A 16889-nucleotide genomic window follows, 5' to 3' on the forward strand; every position below is an offset into this window, starting at 1 on the left:
CGCGCCACGTCCCCTCCATGGTAGGGCAAGCGCCACGACTCGACCGTACGGCGTGCCCCAACGGAAGGCAAACGTTTAAATTGCGCTACAAAACGACGTGGCGCGGTACTTCTCGCCCAGACGGGCGCCAGAAAGCCGCTAGACTAGGGGCGCATGCGGCATCCGGGCGAGAAGTACGCGCGCCCTTGGCCGCCATGCGCACGGATGTGAGGCTCAACGCTGGTTGGCGCCCGCGGCCGCCGGCCCGGGGCGCCCGGACGCTCGTTCGGAGGTTTCGATGGCCAAGATTCTGATGAAGACCCCCCTCGTCGAGATGGACGGGGACGAGATGACGCGCATCATGTGGAAGATGATCAAGGACGACCTGATCCTTCCGTTTGTCGACCTCAAGACCGAGTACTTCGACCTGGGGCTCGAGAACCGCAACGCCACCGACGACCAGGTCACGATCGACTCCGCCAACGCCACCAAGCGCCTGGGCGTGGCCGTCAAGTGCGCCACCATCACGCCCAACGCCGCGCGCATGGAGGAGTACGACCTCAAGAAAATGTGGAAGAGCCCCAACGGCACCATCCGCGCCATGCTGGACGGCACCGTGTTCCGCGCGCCCATCCTGGTGAAGGGCATCGAGCCGTACGTGCGCACGTGGAAGGCACCCATCACCATCGCGCGTCACGCCTACGGAGACGTGTACCGCGACGTGGAGATGCGCGTTCCCGGCCCCGGCAAGGTCGAGCTCACGTACACGCCCGCGGACGGCGGCGAGCCCCAGTCCGTGACCGTGCACGAGTTTGCGGGCCCCGGCGTGGTGGAGGGCATGCACAACCTGGACGATTCCATCACCGGCTTTGCGCACGCGTGCTTTAGCTACGCGCTCGAGACCAGGCAGGACCTGTGGTTTGCCACGAAGGACACCATCAGCAAGACGTACGACCACCGCTTCAAGGACGTGTTCGCGGACCTGTACGAGGCAGAGTACAGGGAGAAGTTCGAGGCTGCGGGCATCGAGTACTTCTATACCCTGATAGACGACGCCGTGGCCCGCGTCATGCGCTCCGAGGGAGGCTTCATCTGGGCGTGCAAGAACTACGACGGCGACGTGATGAGCGACATGGTCTCCACCGCGTTCGGCAGCCTTGCCATGATGACGTCCGTGCTGGTGAGCCCCCACGGCTACTGGGAGTACGAGGCGGCGCACGGCACGGTGCAGCGCCACTACTACAAGCACCTGAAGGGCGAGAGGACCTCGACGAACTCCGTCGCGACCATCTTCGCCTGGTCCGGCGCCCTGCGCAAGCGCGGCGAGCTGGACGGCACGCCCGACCTGGTGCGCTTTGCCGACGCGCTCGAGAGGGCGACCATCGGCACCATCGAGAGCGGCAAGATGACGGGCGATCTGGCGCGCATCACCACGCTGCCGAACCCGCAGCAGCTTGACACGGAGGAGTTCATCCTCGCAATCGCAGACCGCCTTGCGAAGGAGCTTGCGTAGATGGCGGGCACGTACCGCCTGATTGCGCTCGACATGGACGGCACCCTCCTGACCACGGACAAGAGGGTGTCGTCCGCTACGTCTGCGGCGCTGCGCCGGCTTACCGACTCCGGCGCGTGTGCGACCATCGCCACGGGTCGCGCGTACCGCGAGCTCGAGCCGCTCAGGCACGACCTTGCGCCCGTGCGCTATGCCGTGTGCGCAAATGGCGCCGTGGTGATGGACCTGTGGGAGCACCGCAGCGTGAGCGTGACCACCATCCCCAACCACGGCGCGATCCAGGCGGTGCGCGCGGGCCTTGCGAACGGCTGTCTGGTGAACGTGCTGACTCAGACTGGTGCATACCTTAACCTTGCGGACGTCGAGCGCGCGGACGAGCTGGGGCTTGGCCAGTACAAGGGCCTGTGGGCGCAGGTGAACGAGCAGATGGACGACCCCGTCGAGTTCCTGCAGGCGCATCCCAACAAGGCCGTCAAGATCAACCTGTATCACTTTACGCAGGAGGCGCGCGAGCGCACGCGCGCTCAGCTTGCGGGTGCGGACGTGCAGGTCGCGTTTGCGGAGGGTGCATCGGTGGAGATAACGGCGCCCGGCGTGCGCAAGGACAGCGGCATCGCCCACCTGTGCGACGAGCTTGGCATCACGATGTCGCAGGTCGTGGCCGTGGGCGACGGCGACAACGACCTGGACATGCTGCGCAGCGCCGGTCTGGGCGTCGCGATGGCAAACGCCACGCCGCAGGCGCTGGCGGCCGCAGACGTCCGTACCACGGCCGACTGCGACCACGACGGCGTGGCCGAGACGATCGAGCGCTACTTCCTGTAGGCCGGCAGCTAGGCGCGGGCTGGCGGCTGGGTAGAGCCTGGCGGCTGGGCGCAATCCCACAATTGCCCGAATACAGCCCTACACCTGGGCGTGGGTGGAATCCGGCACGAAGCCCTCGAATATGGCGACACCGCCCTCAGTCTCGGCAGCGGCGAGGTCCTGCAGGTTCTTGATGGTCCAGAACACGGGCTTCGCACCCAGGGCCTGAACCAGCCTGAACGCGGGCGTCGAGCGATCCGCGAACTTGTACGCGACGAAATCCGGCCGCGCAAGGGAGTTCGCGGCCATGGACGTCGCGGCCGCGTCGCGCGCGGCGGCACAGAAGGAGGCCAGGGCTTGCCGGTGTGCGGGCATGCTCTTCTCGCCCGTGCGGGCAGGCGTCGCGGGCTTGGCGGACGACGCGAGGAAGTCCTTGCTCAGCTGGCCGCGGACGACCTCTGGGCGGTGACGGCGCAGCCACACAAGCACGCGCGGGTCGAAGCTCTCCACGCAGTAGCTGACGCAGTGACGGTCGAGCGCGTCCATGGTCTTGCGGCAGAGCTCCGCCACGCGCGGCCACGCAGCGCCCTCGGTCTTCACCTCCACGATGAGCGGCAGCGGGTCCGCGTCGCCCTCGCAGTCCGCGTCGAACACGGACAGTGCCTCGTCGAGGGTCGGGATGCGCTCGTCCGTGCCGTCCAAGCGAAGCTCGCGCAGATCTTGCAGGGCGCTCTTCTCGACCACGAGGGCGCGTCCGCACATGCGCCGCGTGTTGGCGTCGTGGATGACCGCAAGCTGGCCGTCCGCGGTGAGGTGGACGTCGAGCTCCACGCCAAAGCCCAGGTCGCGGGCACGCCGGAACGCTGCGAGCGAGTTCTCTGGGATGCCGAGGTCGCGGTCGTGCAAGCCGCGGTGGGCAAAGCGGTGCCGGCGGATCTTGCCCCAGCGCGCGTCCACGTACGAGTCGTTCTTGCGCGGCGACACCAGGGCGGCGGTCGCGACGACGCCGGCACATGCGACCGCGGCGGTCCTTGCGAGCGTGGTGGTTGCTTTTCTCATATGGATGGTCCCTTCTGGCGCCGGTCGCATGTGCGGAGGCGGCATGGGTGTCTTGGCTGGCGGCACGCCCGGGGGCCGTGGCCCGCGACATGCTCCCTACCATGTTCCGCCTTTGCGGCGGCCGCGCGAGCGACGGAGCGGCAGACGGTTGTGTCAGAATGGACCGGACGGAGGTGGCACATGAAGCTGCAGCAACTGCGATACGTGATCCAGGTGGCGGAATCGGGCTCCCTCACGGCGGCGGCAGAGCGGCTGTTCATAGCGCAGCCCAGCCTGTCGAAGGCCGTGGCAGAGCTCGAGCGCGAGATGGGCGTCACGATCTTCACGCGGTCGCGCACGGGCGTCGAGCTGACGGAAGAGGGCACGCGCTTCCTCTCGTACGCGCGGCAGGTGGTGGAGCAGGCGGACCTTCTGGAGTCTGAGTACAAGGGCGGCACGCGCGTGCGCCGCGTGTTTGGCGTGTCCGCGCAGCACTACGCGTTCGTGGTGAACGCGTTTGTGCGGCTTGTGCGCGAGCACGACGCCAGCAGCTACGAGTTCTCGCTGCGCGAGTCCACGACGGCCGGCATCCTGGACGACGTGCGCGTGCAGCGCAGCGAGCTGGGCATCCTGTACCGAAGCCATTTCAACCACGACGTGATCTCGAACGCGGTGCGCGCGGCCGGGCTCGCGTTCGAGCCGCTGTTCACGGCAACGCCGCACGTCTTCGTGAGCCGCGACAACCCGTTGGCGCGCCGCGCGTCCGTCACGCTCGCCGACCTGCGCCCCTACCCGCGCCTGAGCTACGACCAGGGCATCCACAACTCGCCGTACTTTGCGGAGGAGCTCCACATCACGGAGCCAGCCGAGAAGAGCATCGTCGTGACCGACCGCGCCACCCTGTTCAACCTCCTCATCGGGCTGGGAGGCTACACCATATCGTCCGGCATCCTCTCCGAGGCGCTGAACGGCAGCCAGATCGTGGCCGTGCCGCTCGAGAGCGACGAGCGCATGGAGCTGGGCTACGTGCGGCGACACGACCGGCCGCCCTCACCCATCGCAAGCCGCTACCTCGAGCTGCTGCGCGGCTATGTCGAGGCATACCGGCAGGGCGACCACAGCTAGCGCCGGACGGCGCCATGGTCGCCCCACAGATGCGAGCGGCGCCGAGCCGTCGAAGCGCTAACGTAGAATATTATTTCTACACATTTCTGCCAACTGGGAAAACGTGGCCCAAACGTCAACCTTTAATTTAATGTTATACGTTAGCGCGGCCACACCGGGCTAGCAGCGCGCGGCCACGCCCGATCATGACCGCGCGGAATGTGACGGCTAGATATCGAGCGCCGCGTGATAGCCCCAGTACACGGCGTTCGTGATGGTCGATACGCGCGCGGCGTCGCCAATCACGCGGACGAAGGGTGCACTGTCCCGCAGCGCCTCGACCACGTCCGTCCTGGAACGCTGGCCAAGCGCGCAGATGACCGTCGTGCCCGGCACCAGGTGCTCGGCGCCGCTTGCGTCAGCGCATACGACGCCCTCGTCGGTTACGCGCAGACCCTTGTAGCCGGTGTGGACGGTCACGTACTTCTCGACCTCGCGAAGCAGCAGCGGGCGGTGCCGCACGTTCGCATCCGGCGCCAGCTCGTCGCGCATCTCGACAAGATGGACGCGCTTGCCCTCCTGTCCCAGGTGAATGGCGCACTCGCATCCCGCGAGGCCGCCGCCAAACACCACGACGTCATCGCTCACGCGGTCAACGTTCTTGTAGTAGTCGTTCACCACGACCACGTTGTCGCCGTCGAGTCCGGGGATGGGCGGCACGAGCGGCGAGGAGCCCACCGCCACGATGAGCGCATCCGCGCCTTCCGCCTCGACCAGCTCGGGCGTTACCTCGCAGTTCAGGCGAATCTGTACGCCGGCCCTGCGCGCCAGACGCTCGTAGGTTCCCGTGAGCTCGTACATCTCGTGCTTGAACGGAAGCGCGCGCTCGCTCTTGAGGATGCCTCCGAGCTCGTTCTCCTTCTCGCAAAGCAGCACGTCGTGGCCACGTCGCGCCGCAGTGTACGCCGCGTACAGGCCGCCGGGGCCGCCGCCCGCGACAAGCACCCTCTTGCAACGGGACTCCGGCACGGGGACGACCTCGTCGCCCTCGGACTCGCGGCCGATGAGCGGGTTCACGGTGCAGCGGCGCGTGGACGTTGCCGCGCGCTCCGCCATGCACGTGAAGCAGCGCAGGCAGCGCACGATCTCGTCGTCTCGGCCCTCGGTCACCTTGCGCGGAAGGAAGGGATCGGCGAGAAGAGCGCGCGCCATGTACACAACGTCCGCCTGCCCTGAAGCCACGATCTTCTCCATTTGTTCCGGATCGTTCAGGCCTCCGATGGTTGCGACGGGCTTGCTCACGTGGCGCTTGATCTCTGCAGCGAGGTAGACGTTGCGGCCATGGGCCTCGAACATGGAGGGGTGGGTGATGCCGAACGTCTTCTGGTACGTGCCGGCCGAGACGTGGATGAGATCGACGTAGGGCTCTATCGCCTGGGCAATGCGCACGCCCTCCTCCAGGTCGTAGCCTCCCTCGCAGAACTCTGCGCCGCTCATGCGGAACTCGATCGGGAAGAACGGCCCCACGGCCTCGCGTACGGACTTGGCCACCTCGACGGCCAGGCGGCAACGGTTCTCGAGCGATCCGCCGTACTCGTCCGTCCTGTGGTTGAACAGGGGCGAGAGGAACTGGTTGATGAGCCAGCCATGGCCGCCGTGAATCATGAGCATCTCGAAGCCGGCGCGCTTTGCAAGCCCCGCCACGTGGCCGTAGGCGCGGACGATGTCCGCGATCTGCTCCTGCGAGAGGGCGCGAACGGCGACGCCGTCAGCGCGGAGGGCATCCGACGGACCCCACTGGTTAAGCCCGTGCTGGCGACTCTTGTCCGTCATGTACGTGCCGGCGAACATGCCGGAGTGCGAAAGCTCCAGCGAGGGGATGGCACCGTGACGGCGGATGGCGTCGGCGGTATACGTGGCGCACGCCAGGGAGTTGAGGATGGACTCGTCCAGGTGGTAGGCGTGGCTGCCGTCCGTCTGCGGGTGCACCATGCACTCGGACACGGTGACCGCACCTGCGCCGCCCTTGGCTCGAAGCTCATAGAACGCCGTCGACTTGGGACCGATGCAGCCGTCGTTCGTGATGTCCGTGCCACCCATGGGCGCGCTGAACATGCGGTTCCTGAACGTGGTCCTCCCAAGGGTGATGGGCTTGCAGAGGTTTGGGTACTTGCGCCGCATTGAATCTCCCGTCTGCATCGATCTTATTTTGCTGTAAAGTCATGCGCCTATCTTACGTTCGGGAGAAGTGCTTCACATCATTACTACAACCGCATCGCGAAGGCGTGCGGCGAGCGCCCGCGGCCCCGCCGAGGTTCAGGCCCCAAATGACGGGTCGGCCGATGGCCACAAGGTCCGCGCCGCTCGCCAATGCCTTGAAGACGTGCTCTCCGCGACGAACGCCGCTGTCGAACACGATGGGCACGCGATGGTCGACGGCAGCCGCGATAGAGGGAAGCACCTCAAAGGAGGCAGGTCCCCCGTCGAGCTGGCGCCCTCCGCGATTCGACACCCAGACGCCATCCGCGCCGGCATCGATCGAGGCAACGGCGTCCTCCGGCGACTGGATGCCCTGCACCAGCACGGGAAGGCCAGATATCTGCTTGATCTTCTCGATGTCCGCGGGGACGAAGTCCTGCTTGGCCGCCGCGTAGATCTCGCTGATTCCCTTGCCCACGCCATCCGTGTCACTGTACGCAGCAAGGTTGGGCATCGGTAGGGGGAACTGGAACTTCGTGGTAACGTCCTCCTCACGATACCCGCCAAGCGTCGAGTCCACGGTCATGACGATCGCCTTCACACCGGCCTTGACGGCCTTCCTCACCAGGAACTCGTTGAACGCGTCGTCCTTGCTCATGTACAGCTGGAAGAACTGCGGCGCTCCAGACGCGGCCACGGCTTCCGCCGCGGCTAATCTGATCCGAATGGCACGTCAAACCATACGAATAGAGGAGTCTATTTTATAGTAGGCACCTCATAGTAACGTAGGTTCCCAATGGATCCTATTGCCGTTTTCCTGCATATTGACAGAATGTAAGCCTCCACAAACGCTTCAAGGACCCGCCTCGGAATCCTTCCGAGACGGGTCCTGTCGCCGAGGAATCTGCCAAAGGCCCTGCCTAACGCCGGCCCTGCGCTACTTGGCCTCGGCGGTGACCTTCGCCCAGTCGGCGGCGAAGAGCTCCAGGCCGCGGTCGGTGAGCGGGTGGTGCACGCACTTCTTCAGGGCGCCGAACGGCACGGTCGCGATGTCCGCGCCCAGGAGCGCCGCCTGGGTCACGTGGTGCGGGGTGCGCACGGAGGCGGTGATGATCTCGGGGCCGCCCTCCTCGTCCCAGTAGCCGTACCTGAAGTTGTGGACGGCGGTCACCATCTCGGCGAGGTGGTCGAGGCCCTCGTCCCCGATGTCGTCGAAGCGGCCGACGAACGGGCTGATGTAGCGCGCGCCGGCGCGGGCGCCGAGGAGCGCCTGGGTCGCGGAGAACACGAGCGTCATGTTGACGCGGATGCCCTCCTGCGCGAGGTGGTGGATCGCGGGCAGGGACTGCTCGGTCACGGGGAGCTTCACGACGATGTTCGGCGCGAGGGAGGCGAGGTGCTCCGCCTCGGCGATCATGCCCTCGGTGGTCTCGGCCGTGGACTCCGCGGAGACGGGGAGGCCCTCGCAGATGTGGCAGATCTCGACCATGTGGTCCTCGAAGTCCGCCAGCTTGCCGCCGGTCTTGGCGTACAGGCTCGGGTTGGTGGTGACGCCGGAGAGGATTCCCCAGCTCGCAGCCTCGCGGATGTCGTCCAGGTCCGCGGTGTCGATGAAGAACTTCATGTCTAGCCCTTTCTGTCCGAAACCAACTTTCCAGTTTGTTATTGTTACGACCCTATGGTAACGCTCTTCTCCATAAAGTGGACCAACAATTGGTGGTCAACCAAAATCGACAGGCCGCCACCGCACGTGCCGTATCGGGCGGCGGTCATGTACGCGTCCCTACTCGCGACCGTCCCAGCAGTACGTGCACACCCTGTCGCGATCGAGGCCGATGGCCTCGAGCAGGCCGTCGAGCGACTGGTAGCGCAGCGAATCGAAGCCCATCTCCTCGCAGATGGATCTCAGCAGGCAGCGGCCGCGCTCCGTGGTGTCGTCCGCGTACTCCGCGATGTGGTCCTCGCCGCCGTCGGGCTCGAGCTCCTTTATCTTGCGGCGGGCGATGAGCTCGTAGTCGGAGTTCGAGCGCGAGAACGAAAGGTACTTGCAACCGTACATGATGGGCGGGCACGCGGAGCGCATGTGCACCTCGCGGGCGCCCGTGTTGTACAGAAAGTCGACCGTCTCTCGCAGCTGCGTGCCGCGGACGATGGAGTCGTCCACCAGAAGCAGGCGCTTGCCGTCGATCAGCTCTGGCACGGGAATCTGCTTCATCTTCGCGACGCGGTTGCGAATGGCCTGGTTGGTGGGCATGAACGAGCGCGGCCACGTTGGCGTGTACTTCACAAACGGGCGCGCGAACGTCTGCCCCGTCTGCATGGCGAAGCCCAGGCCGTGCGGGAGGCCGGAATCAGGCACGCCGGCGACGTAGTCTACCTCGGGCAGTGTGCCCTCCACCTCCTCGCGGCGCGCCATGATGCGGCCGTTGCGATAGCGCATGACCTCGACGTTCACACCCTCGTAGTTGGAGTTGGGATAGCCGTAGTACACCCACAGGAACGCGCAGATCCGCATGCGGTCGCACGGCTTGGCCAGCACCTCGTAGCCGTCCGGCCCAATGCGCACGATCTCGCCGGGCCCCAGCTCGTGCTCGTCCGCATAGCCCAGCTTGCCGTACGCGAAGCTCTCGAACGACACGCAGTAGCCGTCGTCGTCCTTCCCCACCAGCACGGGCAGACGCCCCATGCGGTCGCGCGCGGCAACAAGGTGGCCGTCCTCGGTCATGATGAGCAGCGTCAGCGAGCCCTCGATCTTCTCCTGTGCATAGCGAATGCCGTCAAGCAGATTGCCCTGGGAGTTCACCAGCGCGGCCACGAGCTCGCACATGTTTACGTTTCCCGAGCTCAAGGCCATAAACTGCGCACCTGCGCTTGTAAGCTCATCTACCAGCGCGTCAAAGTTCGTGATGTTACCCACGACGGATATTGCATACACGCCCAGGTGCGAGCGCACAAGCAGCGGCTGCGGGTCCATGTCGCTGATGCAGCCCATGGCGCACGTTCCGCGAAACCCCGGCAGGTCGTGGTCGAAGCGCGTGCGAAACGGCGTGTTCTCGATGGAGTGAATCTCTTTCTTGAAGCCGCCCTCCGGCAGGCACGACACCATGCCCGCGCGCCGCGTGCCCAGGTGGGAGTGGTAGTCGACGCCAAAGAACACGTCCAGAACGACGTCGCGGCGCGAGACCGCGCCAAAGAATGCGCCCATGTGACCTCCAGGTCAGTCGCCGGGCCGAAAGCGCGTCCGCGCGACGCCGCCCCGCCGGCCCGCCTTGCCAAGCCGTCAAGAAACCGCATCCAAAAGTATACGGCGGGCGAGAAGAACAAGGCCCCTTCCCGGCAGGCGCATGCGCGGACGGTAGCTCCCCGTGTCCCTGCGGCGCGCCCTCGTACCCGCGCGGGCGCCGTCTCGCGCGGGCGCCGTCACGCGCGCAGGCACTCCCACCGGTTGCGGCGCAGTACGTTCTCTACCTCCGGAAGCGTGTAGCCCAGGCGCGTGTCCCCGTTGGGGTCAAGCCGCACGAACTCGAACCCCAGCTTCTGCTGGACGCGTGCCGATCGCGCGTTGCCATCATAGTGACAGCACCACACCGCATCGCACCCAAGGTCAGCAAACGCGCGGTCCACCATGCACGAGGCCGCCTCCGTTGCATAGCCGCGGCCCCAGTGCGGACGTCCGACCCAGAAGCCGAGCTCGGGCTCCGCGTCCAGGCCAGAGCACGAGTCCTCGCCAAACCTGAGCGCGACGCACCCCACAAGGGTGCCATCGCTCGGCCGAACGATGGCATACGTCTCTGGCGCCGCAAGCACGCCGCGGATGGTGCGAAGGCTCTCCCCCACGTCCGCATGTGCCGGCCAGCCAGCGGCGGGCCCCACCTCCGAATCGCGTGCAAGCCGGTAGAGTGCCTCCGCGTCCGACGGCGCCCACGGGCGCAGCAGGAGCCTCTGAGTCCTCAGTTCCACGTTCTTCTCCCTTCGCAAGGTAACGCGGGAATGCGCCGCGCACCACGCGGCACGCAGCGCACGAAACCCCACCCCCGCACCGCGATGTGGCGATTTTATTGCACGCGATTGGGTATCATCGGTATTAATCGTACACTATATAATATTGCGTTTGTCTTTAGCGCATATAACCAATCCGCCACGAGCTGCCCCGCCATAGACCGACCCGCCACCTGACTGCAAGGAGGCCACATGGAGCAAAACATGCCCGCACACCAGGAGACGCCCTCTCGGGCGCCTGCGAACACCGACCCGCTTGCGCTGGAAAACCAGCTCTGCTTTCCGCTGTATGCAGCCTCCAAAGAGCTGACCCGCAGGTACAAGCCGTTTCTTGACCCGCTGGGACTAACGTACACGCAGTACGTGACCATGATGGTCCTGTGGGAGAAGGACGGCATAACCGTGACGGAGCTGGGAAGCCGGCTGTACCTCAACTCCGCCACGCTGACGCCGCTGCTCAAGCGCCTCGAGGCGCACGGCTACATCACGCGCACGCGGTCCACCCAGGACGAGCGCGCCGTGATCGTGACGCTGACGCCCGCCGGACACGAGCTTCACGAGCGCGCGCATGACGTGCCGCACTGCATGGGCAGCTGCGTGAACATGCCCCTTGACGAGGCCATGGAGCTCAAGCGGCTGCTGCTGAAGCTGCTCGACTCGCTCTCGAGCGATGGCGAGCGCTAGCGCGCCGAGCCACCCCGCACACACAAGCAAACGCACTTCTCGCCCCGCCCCGCCACGTGCCGACGGGCCAGGGGAGAAACGCGCGACAAACGGAAAGGAACCACCTTGTCTCAACGAAACACCGCCCGCCTCGAGCGTTCGACGATGCGCAGGACCCTGTCCAGGTTCTGGGCCGTCACGCGCATGCAACCCGGAATCGCGGCGCTCTCCGTCATCGCGAGCGCCGGCTACGTCCTCTTGCTCACCTTCGCGAACACCTACGTGATGGGTCTCGTGGTCGACCGCGTGCAGGCCTCCCCCGTGCCTGCCGAGCGCGTATTCTCCGTATTCGGTCCGTACGTGCTCGCGCTGGTGCTCGTGAACCTCTTGGGCCAGGTGCTGTCGAAGCTGCAGGACTACACCGTCTACAAGCTGGAGATCAACGGCAACTACCACCTGTCGCGCCTGTGCTTTGACACGCTGTCCAACCAGTCGATGACGTTCCACACCAGCAACTTTGGCGGCGCGCTCGTGAGCCAGACCAGCCGCTTCACGAGCGGGTACAGCCAGCTTGTGGACGTGGTGGTCTACTCGCTCATTCCCATGGTCACGTCCATCGCGGCCACCATCCTGTCGCTGGCGTGGCAAGTGCCCACGTTCGTGCTCATCCTCGTGGCGATGATGGTGGTGTACATCGCGTTCGTATGGGTCATGTACAAGAGGATCCTGCCGCTTTCCGAGCGTACGTCCCAGGCGCAGAACCGCCTTTCCGGCGTGCTTTCCGATGCGGTCACCAACATCCTGGCCGTGAAGACATGCGGGCGCGAGGACTTCGAGCGCGAGCTGTTTGATGCGGCTGACCGCGACGCCCGCAGCGCCGAGACCGTGAGCATGCGCGCGACCATGCGGCGCAACTTCGCAAGCTCTGGCATCATCGTGCTCATCATGGCAGTGGTGTCCGTGTTCATGGTGGGTGGCCACGCGTGGTTTGGCATCGGCGCAAGCACGCTCATCATGATGTTCACCTACACGTACAACCTGACGATGCGCCTCAACTACACCAGCTCGATGATGCAGCGCATCAACCGCGCCCTGGGCGACGCCGCCCAGATGACGCAGATCCTGGACGAGCCGCGCCTGGTGGAGGACGCGCCGAACGCGAGCGAGCTCACCGTGACGGACGGCGCCATCGACTTCGAGCACCTGGGATTTCGCTACCACGACGCCGCCGCGGACGACCGCGTGTTTGACGACCTGACGCTCCGCATTCCCGCCGGCCAGCGCGTTGGCCTGGTGGGCCGCTCCGGATCGGGCAAGACGACGCTGACGAAGCTCCTGCTGCGCCTGGACGACGTGCAGGACGGCCGCGTGCTGGTGGACGGGCAGGACATCAGCCGCTGCACCCAGCAGAGTCTGCGCCGCCAGATCGCGTACGTGCCGCAGGAGGCGCTGCTGTTCCACCGCAGCATCCGCGAGAACATCGCCTACGGCCGCCCGGACGCCACGGAGGAGCAGATCCGCGAGGCCTCGCGCCAGGCGAACGCCCTGGAGTTCATAGAGCGGCTGCCGCAGGGCATGGACACCATGGTGGGCGAGCGCGGCGTGAAGCTCTCCGGCGGACAGCGACAGCGCATCGCGATCGCGCGCGCCATCCTGACGGACGCGCCGATCCTGGTGCTGGACGAGGCCACGTCCGCCCTGGACTCCGAGTCCGAGGCGCTGGTGCAGCAGGCCCTGGAGCGCCTGATGCACGGCCGCACGTCCATCGTCGTGGCGCACAGGCTCTCGACCGTGGCGTCGCTCGACCGCATCGTCGTGCTGTCCGGCGGCAAGATCGTGGAGGACGGCACGCACGCGGAGCTGAGCCGCGCCGGCGGCGAGTACGAGCGCCTGTGGGACCGCCAGACCGGCGGCTTCCTGGAGGCCGAGTAGCGTCCTCGACCCGCAGGCGCCAGGCGGGCACGCCCGCGCAGGCGCCGCAACAAGGGGTTGCCCAGAGGAGAAGGGCCGGCATCCGGGGGGATGTCGGCCCTTCTCGCCTTGCGTATATATATGTGCGCGCGTGGGCGCGCGCGGGGCGTGGCGCGGGCGCTACGCCTGGGCCTGGGCGACCTTCGCGTCGGAGGCGGCGGCCTGGGCCTCGGCGGCCTCGACGTTCTTGCGGCCGAGCTCGGACCACTCGGGATCCTCGTCTGCCATGGAGCCGGCCTTGACGGTGAAGAACTCCTTCAGGCAGTTGTAGGCGACGATGACGCCGAGGACCACGAGCAGGACGGCGACGACGAGCTGCAGGCCCTTGGTGAGGAGCACCGGTGCGGCAGCGGTGGTCGCGGTCGCGGGGATGGTGCCGAACAGGCCGTAGGTGGCCACGGCGGTCCAGCAGCTGGCGATGCTCATGGCGAGGGAGGTGAAGGTGCAGCAGAGCAGGAAGGCGACGGGGACGTAGAGCATCCAGCCCTTGCGGCCGGTGACCTTGCAGAACACGGCGAGGGTGATCATGGTCATGCCGCCGAGCAGCTGGTTGGATGCACCAAAGAGCGGCCAGATGTTCAGATAGCCACCGAAGCAGAGGACGAGGCCGGCGAGCAGGGAGACAGCGGTGGAGAACCAGACGTTGGTCATGACCTTGCGGACGCCGGTGACCTTCTCGGTGGTCTGGGCGGCGGCGTCGTTGGAGCTGAAGAAGAACTCCTGGAAGCTGCTGCGGGCGATGCGGGCGACCGCGTCGAGGGAGGTGAGGGCGAGGGCGGAGACGTTCATGGTCATGAAGACGGTCGCGACGGTGTTGTTGACGCCGATGGTCTCCATGCCGCGGGCGATGCCGGCCGCGAAGATCTGGAACGGGGTGGAGGCGACGCCGGCGTTGAGGGCACCGGTGCCGGCGGTGTTCATATCGCCGAACATGATGCCGGCGGTGACGATTGCGATGACGCCGACGAAGGACTCGAGCACCATGGCACCGAAGCCGACGGGGAGCATGTCGGTCTCATTGGAGACCTGCTTGGAGGAGGTGCCGGAGGAGACGAGGCTGTGGAAGCCGGAGAGGGCGCCGCAGGCAACGGAGACGAACATCAGGGGGAAGAGGTACTGGCCGTTGGCAGCGAGCTTTGCCAAGGTGGCGCTGCTTGCGACCATGGGGGCGGTCATGGTTGCCTTGCCCTGGACGGCGAGCGCGAAGATGCCGAACACGGCGCAGGCGATCATGGTGACCATCATGATGGTGGTGAGGTAGTCACGCGGCTGCTTGAGGGTCTGGATGGGCATGGCGCTCGCGAAGACGAGGTAGACCATCACGATGGCGATCCAGCCGTTGATGTCGAGGTAGAGGGGGAACTGCATGCCGACGGCGAACATGATGACGATGGACGCGACGGCGACGGCGAACTCCTGCCAGCCCTTGAGGTCGAAGCGCTTGCGCAGCCAGCCGAAGGCGATGGCGACGAAGGTGAACAGGATGGAGATGGTGCCGGCGCAGCCGGAGGCGTAGGACTTGGTGAAGTCGACGGCGCCGGAGGCGGCGGGGGTGAACTTGAAGGTGCCTGCGACCATGGAGGTGAACGCCGCGATCACGATGGTGCAGAACAGCCAGCTGAACAGCAGGAACAGGCGGCGGCCCGTCTTGCCGATGTACTTCTCGATGAGCTGGCCCAGCGACTTGCCGTTGTTCTTGACGGAGGCATACAGCGCGCCGAAGTCATGCACAGCGCCGAAGAAGATGCCGCCGACAAGGACCCACAACAGAACCGGCAGCCAGCCGAACATCATCGCGACGATGGTGCCGGTGACGGGGCCCGCACCGCAGATCGAGCTGAACTGGTGTGCGAACGTGGAGAAGCGCGTTGCGGGAGAGAAGTCCCGGCCGTCCTCCATGCGGCGGGCGGGCGTAATGGCCTGTGGATCGACGCCCCAGCTCTTGGCCAGCCATCGGCCGTAGACGACGTAGCCGCAGACGAGCGCCACGGCCGCAACCAGTATTACCAGCATTCCGTTCATGTGAAGCTCCCTCCGAGGTTCAAACAAAAAAGCGGGGCCACTTGGTGGTTTCCAAGCGGCCCCGCAGAAAGACGCCAGCCGCCCGCATGACCGCGGGTCGGCTATACCGACTCGCGGCTAGATAATAATGATCACCTCTGCTAGCGTGCTGACGCCCATGTTCGAATCTCCTATACCGGGTGCGCCGTCTGCGCACCTCCCTTGCGGTACGGCGCCCATGATGGCCTTCCGGAAGCCGGTGAGTGGCCAGATACTCAAAGCGGTAACATGCGGTTAACGAGATGTATGCAATGCAGAAACGGGCGAACGGTTGGTTTTTGCCGACAAACGATAAATTGCGCACCCAGTCTAAAGCGAGACCTGCCGAAACCCGTAAAGTCTTGCCGCGTTTTGCCACGCCGCGCCCTCGATTACTTTGGCGTGCGGACCGTGGAACAGAGCCTCTGCCTTGCGCAGGGCGAGTGGCGCCGGCGTGTACGGCCAGTCGCTCCCGTACAGCAGGTGGGTGGGGTCCGCCACCTTGAGTAGCGCGTCGAGCATGACGGGCTCCGCATCGCCCGCAAGGTCGAAGTACAGACTGCGCACGGCGAGAAGCACGTCCACGTTGGACATCATGCCCGCCGGAACGAGCACGTGCGAGATGCCGTCCATGCGATGCGCCACCTCCGGCACGAACGCACCACAGTGCGGAACGACCCACCGCACGTTGGGATAGCGGTCGAGCACGCCCTCGGTCACGAGGTTGAGCACGGCACGCGTGGTGTCTGCCAGAAACTCGAACAGCGGTGCATGCCGCGCCGCAAACTGCCCCGCCGGCACGGCCGCGGGCTTGGTGGGATGGATCGTCACGACGGCGTGCCGTGTGTCCAGGTACGCCATGAGCGGGTCGAGGGAGGGGTCTCCCAGGTAGGTGCCGCACGCGTTTGTGGGAACCTTCACGCCAAGCGCGCCTTGCAGGGCAAGGGCGCGGCGTGCCTCCGCAATGGAGGACGCGACATCAGGCAGTGGCAGCACCGCCGCAAATCCGCGCGGAGCGTCGCAGCTTGCGCACAGGGAGGACATGTAGTCGTTCAGCGCACGGCAAACCTCCGCGGAAGCGGCGTCGTCACCCCAGTTGACGTGGGGCGACGATATCGAGAAGAGCGAGAAGCCAATGTTTGCGCCCTCTGCGAAGGCACGCGCGTCCAACTCGTCCCACGAAGGCGTGGGGAAGCCGTCCTCGCGCGCGGGGTCGATGCCCGCGCGGGCGAGCGCGTCCAGGTATGCCGGGGGTAGCACGTGCTGATGGACGTCGAACAGCCGCGGCAGCCCTTGCGCGGCCGTGTGCGCGCAGCCGCTATCGCAGGTTGGCATCGGGATATTCCTCCGCGATGTAGCGGAGCACCTCGTCCCACTGCTCGCGGGCGACCCCGTCGCGCACCTTCGCACGGCTGGCCTTTGCCCACAGATACACGCTCCGGGGACTCTCCCCCGCATCGAGCCGGTCGCTTGCCAGGAAGAACGGGTCCTGGTCGTCGAAGAAGTCGTCTGCCATGTAACCACCCTGCCGTCGCGGTTGTGCCTGCATACGACCACTATAGCAAGGTGCCGCGACGCT

At 66.0% G+C, this 16889-nt stretch carries 14 protein-coding genes; 5 read left to right on the plus strand and 9 right to left on the minus strand.

Going from position 1 to position 16889, the window contains the following annotated elements:
- The first annotated feature begins 277 nt into the window (after positions 1 to 277).
- Together BLT96_RS07595 and BLT96_RS07600 are read left to right on the plus strand one after the other, a co-directional pair.
- Positions 278 to 1492 (plus strand): NADP-dependent isocitrate dehydrogenase, encoded by a 1215-nt coding sequence (locus BLT96_RS07595; protein WP_090863214.1) that lies wholly within the window; start codon positions 278 to 280, stop codon positions 1490 to 1492.
- Positions 1493 to 2317 carry a Cof-type HAD-IIB family hydrolase gene (locus BLT96_RS07600; protein WP_090863217.1) on the plus strand — a complete coding sequence of 275 codons (825 nt, stop codon included), beginning with the start codon at positions 1493 to 1495 and terminating at the stop codon, positions 2315 to 2317.
- A 78-nt stretch (positions 2318 to 2395) separates the two neighbouring features.
- Here the strand turns inward: BLT96_RS07600 and BLT96_RS07605 are convergent, their stop codons facing one another.
- On the minus strand, positions 2396 to 3355 hold the full coding sequence (locus tag BLT96_RS07605) for a glycerophosphodiester phosphodiesterase family protein (protein ID WP_157692196.1): 960 nt from the start codon (positions 3353 to 3355) through the stop codon (positions 2396 to 2398).
- A 180-nt stretch (positions 3356 to 3535) separates the two neighbouring features.
- On the opposite strand from BLT96_RS07605, the gene BLT96_RS07610 reads away from it, so the two are divergent.
- Entirely contained in the window at positions 3536 to 4459 is a 924-nt protein-coding gene (locus BLT96_RS07610) for a LysR family transcriptional regulator (protein WP_090846435.1), read from the plus strand.
- A gap of 207 nt (positions 4460 to 4666) precedes the next feature.
- Here the strand turns inward: BLT96_RS07610 and BLT96_RS07615 are convergent, their stop codons facing one another.
- The 5 genes from BLT96_RS07615 to BLT96_RS07635 form a co-directional block, all read right to left on the minus strand.
- On the minus strand, positions 4667 to 6619 hold the full coding sequence (locus BLT96_RS07615) for an oxidoreductase (RefSeq protein WP_090863223.1): 1953 nt from the start codon (positions 6617 to 6619) through the stop codon (positions 4667 to 4669).
- Between the two features lie 52 nt (positions 6620 to 6671).
- Positions 6672 to 7334 (minus strand): alpha-hydroxy-acid oxidizing protein, encoded by a 663-nt coding sequence (locus tag BLT96_RS07620; RefSeq protein WP_245719252.1) that lies wholly within the window; start codon positions 7332 to 7334, stop codon positions 6672 to 6674.
- Between the two features lie 240 nt (positions 7335 to 7574).
- Positions 7575 to 8261 (minus strand): transaldolase family protein, encoded by a 687-nt coding sequence (locus BLT96_RS07625; protein WP_090863225.1) that lies wholly within the window; start codon positions 8259 to 8261, stop codon positions 7575 to 7577.
- Between the two features lie 159 nt (positions 8262 to 8420).
- Positions 8421 to 9842: an amidophosphoribosyltransferase gene (locus tag BLT96_RS07630; protein ID WP_090863228.1), complete on the minus strand. Its 1422-nt coding sequence runs from the start codon at positions 9840 to 9842 to the stop codon at positions 8421 to 8423.
- 215 nt (positions 9843 to 10057) lie between these two features.
- Positions 10058 to 10597 carry a GNAT family N-acetyltransferase gene (locus BLT96_RS07635; RefSeq protein WP_157692197.1) on the minus strand — a complete coding sequence of 180 codons (540 nt, stop codon included), beginning with the start codon at positions 10595 to 10597 and terminating at the stop codon, positions 10058 to 10060.
- 231 nt (positions 10598 to 10828) lie between these two features.
- Here BLT96_RS07635 and BLT96_RS07640 point away from each other — a divergent pair, with 231 nt between their 5' ends.
- Positions 10829 to 11320: a MarR family winged helix-turn-helix transcriptional regulator gene (locus tag BLT96_RS07640; RefSeq protein WP_245719253.1), complete on the plus strand. Its 492-nt coding sequence runs from the start codon at positions 10829 to 10831 to the stop codon at positions 11318 to 11320.
- Between the two features lie 105 nt (positions 11321 to 11425).
- Positions 11426 to 13231 carry an ABC transporter ATP-binding protein gene (locus tag BLT96_RS07645; protein ID WP_090863234.1) on the plus strand — a complete coding sequence of 602 codons (1806 nt, stop codon included), beginning with the start codon at positions 11426 to 11428 and terminating at the stop codon, positions 13229 to 13231.
- A gap of 159 nt (positions 13232 to 13390) precedes the next feature.
- On the opposite strand, the gene BLT96_RS07650 is transcribed toward BLT96_RS07645, so the two are convergent.
- From BLT96_RS07650 to BLT96_RS10610, 3 genes are all read right to left on the minus strand, one after another.
- The gene (locus tag BLT96_RS07650) at positions 13391 to 15292 is read right to left on the minus strand and encodes a carbon starvation CstA family protein (RefSeq protein WP_090863237.1); all 1902 of its coding nucleotides are present in this window, start codon (positions 15290 to 15292) and stop codon (positions 13391 to 13393) included.
- A gap of 348 nt (positions 15293 to 15640) precedes the next feature.
- Positions 15641 to 16645, minus strand: a complete 1005-nt coding sequence (locus tag BLT96_RS07655; protein ID WP_157692198.1) for an amidohydrolase family protein — start codon at positions 16643 to 16645, stop codon at positions 15641 to 15643.
- Complete coding sequence (locus BLT96_RS10610) at positions 16629 to 16826, minus strand: hypothetical protein (protein WP_154541232.1); 198 nt, start codon at positions 16824 to 16826, stop codon at positions 16629 to 16631. Before BLT96_RS10610 ends, BLT96_RS07655 begins: the two co-directional genes overlap by 17 nt.
- Positions 16827 to 16889 lie beyond the last annotated feature (63 nt).

It is taken from the genome of Parafannyhessea umbonata (assembly GCF_900105025.1).
GTDB classification, from domain to species: domain Bacteria; phylum Actinomycetota; class Coriobacteriia; order Coriobacteriales; family Atopobiaceae; genus Parafannyhessea; species Parafannyhessea umbonata.

What these genes read in the sequence shown, in the direction of transcription:
- BLT96_RS07600 (WP_090863217.1), top strand. Translation starts at nt 1,493, where the DNA reads ATGGCGGGCACGTACCGCCTGATTGCGCTCGACATGGACGGCACCCTC.
- BLT96_RS07615 (WP_090863223.1), bottom strand. Translation starts at nt 6,619, where the DNA reads ATGCGGCGCAAGTACCCAAACCTCTGCAAGCCCATCACCCTTGGGAGG.
- BLT96_RS07640 (WP_245719253.1), top strand. Translation starts at nt 10,829, where the DNA reads ATGGAGCAAAACATGCCCGCACACCAGGAGACGCCCTCTCGGGCGCCT.
- BLT96_RS07630 (WP_090863228.1), bottom strand. Translation starts at nt 9,842, where the DNA reads ATGGGCGCATTCTTTGGCGCGGTCTCGCGCCGCGACGTCGTTCTGGAC.
- BLT96_RS07625 (WP_090863225.1), bottom strand. Translation starts at nt 8,261, where the DNA reads ATGAAGTTCTTCATCGACACCGCGGACCTGGACGACATCCGCGAGGCT.
- BLT96_RS10610 (WP_154541232.1), bottom strand. Translation starts at nt 16,826, where the DNA reads ATGGCAGACGACTTCTTCGACGACCAGGACCCGTTCTTCCTGGCAAGC.
- BLT96_RS07655 (WP_157692198.1), bottom strand. Translation starts at nt 16,645, where the DNA reads ATGCCAACCTGCGATAGCGGCTGCGCGCACACGGCCGCGCAAGGGCTG.
- BLT96_RS07650 (WP_090863237.1), bottom strand. Translation starts at nt 15,292, where the DNA reads ATGAACGGAATGCTGGTAATACTGGTTGCGGCCGTGGCGCTCGTCTGC.
- BLT96_RS07610 (WP_090846435.1), top strand. Translation starts at nt 3,536, where the DNA reads ATGAAGCTGCAGCAACTGCGATACGTGATCCAGGTGGCGGAATCGGGC.
- BLT96_RS07595 (WP_090863214.1), top strand. Translation starts at nt 278, where the DNA reads ATGGCCAAGATTCTGATGAAGACCCCCCTCGTCGAGATGGACGGGGAC.
- BLT96_RS07605 (WP_157692196.1), bottom strand. Translation starts at nt 3,355, where the DNA reads ATGAGAAAAGCAACCACCACGCTCGCAAGGACCGCCGCGGTCGCATGT.